4 protein-coding genes are annotated in these 2,915 nt (G+C 69.7%); all 4 read left to right on the top strand.

Translation table 11 applies throughout. From position 1 onward, the window contains the following. Positions 1-980 (top strand): SPOR domain-containing protein (locus DY926_RS15640; protein ID WP_241503269.1); only part of this gene is annotated, 980 nt, incomplete at its 5' end. A gap of 93 nt (positions 981-1,073) precedes the next feature. Beyond that, a complete protein-coding gene (locus DY926_RS15635; protein WP_116704206.1) occupies positions 1,074-1,859 on the top strand; it encodes a segregation and condensation protein A in 786 nt (261 codons plus the stop codon). Further along, positions 1,859-2,509 carry an SMC-Scp complex subunit ScpB gene (scpB, locus tag DY926_RS15630; RefSeq protein ID WP_116704205.1) on the top strand — a complete coding sequence of 217 codons (651 nt, stop codon included), beginning with the start codon at positions 1,859-1,861 and terminating at the stop codon, positions 2,507-2,509. Before DY926_RS15635 ends, scpB begins: the two co-directional genes overlap by 1 nt. A gap of 81 nt (positions 2,510-2,590) precedes the next feature. Continuing rightward, the coding region (tatB, locus tag DY926_RS15625) for a Sec-independent protein translocase protein TatB (RefSeq protein ID WP_116704204.1) at positions 2,591-2,915 on the top strand (325 nt) is incomplete at its 3' end.

Here is a 2,915-nt window from a genome sequence, read left to right as displayed (position 1 = left end):
CCACCCCGCCCGATGATGACGGCCGCAACCCGGCCGCCCCCGACCCCTATGCGGCGCCGGACAGGCGGGCGCGCGAACGCATGGGGGCCGATTCCAACCCCGATCTGGACCCGCGTCGCCCCATGGAACCGCCCGAGGGCAGGCGCCCGCGTGCCGCCGCCACGAACAGGGCGGGAATGGACATCCGCGCCCTGCTGGCGCGGGTGGCGGGCAGCAACCTGCTGGGCAACGATCCCCTGACCCGCAAGCTGGTCTATGGCGCAGCAGGGCTTGGCGGCGTGCTGGTGGTGGCGATCGGGGGGTGGTCGCTGTTTGGCCACCATCAGGGCGGGATCCCCGTTCTGGGGCCGCCACCGGGACCGGTGCGGGTCAAGCCCGCCGATCCGGGCGGGATGCAGATTCTTGGCGCGGCGGATGGCATGTCGGCCGATGGCGGGGTGATGCGCCTCTCCCCGCCGCCCGAACAGCCACAGCCCGACGCCATGGCGCGGCAGTACGGACAGACCGCTGGCACCGATACGCCCCCCGCCGGGGCCGGTGGCAATGGCGCGGCCCCGCCCGCGCCTGCCGCCCCGGCCACCGGGCCTGCGGCAACTCCGCCTGCTCCAGCCACGCCAGTTCCGGCCCCGCCCGCGCCCGCCGCTGCGCCGCCGCCGGAAGTACACGCGCAGCCTGAACCCCCGGCGGCTCCCGCCCATCTGCCGCCGCCCGCGCCCCGTGCGCTGAACGGGGGCGACGGTGCGTACGGGGTGCAGCTTGCGGCGCTGGATACGCAGGCAGCGGCCATGAAAAGCTGGACCAGCCTGACCAGCCGCTACCCCGGCCTGTTCGGTGACTATCAGCCCGCCGTGGTGAAGGCGGAACGCAATGGCAAGACATTCTACCGGCTGCGGATCAAGGGGCTGGACAGGGCGCAGGCCAGCGCGCTGTGCGCGAAGGTTAAGGCGAAAAGCCTGCCGTGTGACCCGGTCCATTCCTGAGCATGACGGTGCGTGCGCCATCGGTCTGGGGGAGCGGTGACGAGGGATAGCGCCATTTCCGCGCCATCCACGCCGGTAACGACCGCGCCTGTCATGCATCTGGAAGGGTTCGAGGGGCCGATGGACCTGCTTCTGGACCTGGCGCGGGCACAGAAGGTGGACCTGTGGCGCATCTCGATCCTGCAGGTGGTGGAACAGTTCCTGGCGGTTGTCCGTTCCGCCCAGCAGGTCCGGCTGGAACTGGCGGCGGACTGGCTGGTCATGGCGGCATGGCTGGCATGGCTCAAGTCACGCCTTCTCCTGCCCGAGGATGACGCTGAAGCAACGGATGCCGAGGAAGCCGCCGCCCTGCTGCATGAGCGGCTGCTGGAACTTGAACGCATGGTCCAGCTTGGCCGCTGGCTGGCCGACCGGCCGCAACTGGGGCATGACGTCTTTGGCCGTGGGGCAGGGGAAAGCCTGGTGGCCATTGACCGTTCAGGGCTGGCGGTTGACGTGCCGCAGCTCATGCGCGGCTACATGGCGGCCATGCGGCGGCGGGCGCGCAAATCCGTCTATCAGCCGCGTGTGCTGCGGTTCTGGACCGTGCAGGATGCGCTGGAACGGCTGCGGCGGATGCTGGGCGGTGCGAACGACCCGGCGCGGTGGTGCGGGCTGGAGCGGTTCATGCCCGAACTGCCCTCCCGGCCCGACGCGACGGAAGACGTGGTGGAGACCGGCCGCCGCGCCGCCGTTGCGGGCACGCTGCTCGCCAGCCTTGAAATGGCGCGCGATGGCCGGATCGAACTGCGGCAGGCGGAGCAGTTCGGCCGTATCCTGCTGCGTGAACGCCTGGTGGATGAAGCCGCGATAACGGAACCGGAAGGGGAACTGGACTGATGAATGATACGCCCCAGCAGCCCGGGCTGGACATGCCCGAAAGCATGGAAGTCAGTGCGGACATAAGGGTGCGGGAGTTTTCCATCCGGCTGGTGGAAGCCCTGATTTTTGCCCGTGCCGACCCGCTCAGCACCCGCGCCGTGGCCGAGGTGCTGAGCGCGCAGGGCGGCGTCCCGCATGATGTGGCGGACCGGGACGCCTATGTCGCGGCGGTGCTGGCCGCGCTGGTGGCGCGTTATGCCGGGCGCGGCGTCGTGCTGGTGGAGGTGGCGGGCGGCTGGCAGTTCCGCACCGCGCCGGACCTTGCATCGCGCCTGACGCGCGTGATGCCGCGCCCGCGCAGGCTGGCGCGCTCGACCATGGAAACGCTGGCCATCATCGCCTATCACCAGCCCTGCACCCGTGCCGAGATCGAGGAAATCCGCGGCGTGAGCCTGAGCCAGCAGGTGCTCGACACCCTGCTGGAGGCGGAACTCGTCATGCCGCTGGGCCGTAAGGAGGTGCCGGGGCGGCCGATCCTGTGGGGTACGTCATCGGGGTTCCTGCGGCATTTCGGCCTGAAGGACCTGGGCGACCTGCCCCGGCGTGAGGAACTGCTGGTGGAAGTGCCCGATACCGCGCCCGAGGTTCCTGACCCGTCCGGGGCATGATAGGTGTGCGGGAAGCTGTGATAGGATACGGGCGCGCGCGGCTGGCGCGATGCCCCGGCGGTGGTGAAGGAAACAGGGTTCATGTTCGATTTCGCGTGGTCTGAATTTGCCCTGGTCGGGGTGGTGGGCCTGTTGCTGATCGGCCCGAAGGACATGCCCGTCGCCATCCGCACGGTTACCGGCCTGATCAAGAAGGCACGCGGGCTCGCGACCGAATTCCAGTCCCATGTGGATGAAATGGTGCGCGAGGCCGACCTGACCGAAGCACGCGACCAGCTTGGCCAGATCCGGCGGATGAACGTGCGTGACAAGATCATGAAGGCCATTGATGGCGACGGCACCCTGCGCCGCACGCTTGATGAGCGCCCGCTTGAGCCGGCCAGCCCCCCTGTCATCCCGCCCGCCC

It is taken from the genome of Komagataeibacter melaceti (assembly GCF_003403295.1).
Lineage (GTDB): Bacteria > Pseudomonadota > Alphaproteobacteria > Acetobacterales > Acetobacteraceae > Komagataeibacter > Komagataeibacter melaceti.
This window is presented reverse-complemented; position numbering and strand designations above follow the sequence as displayed.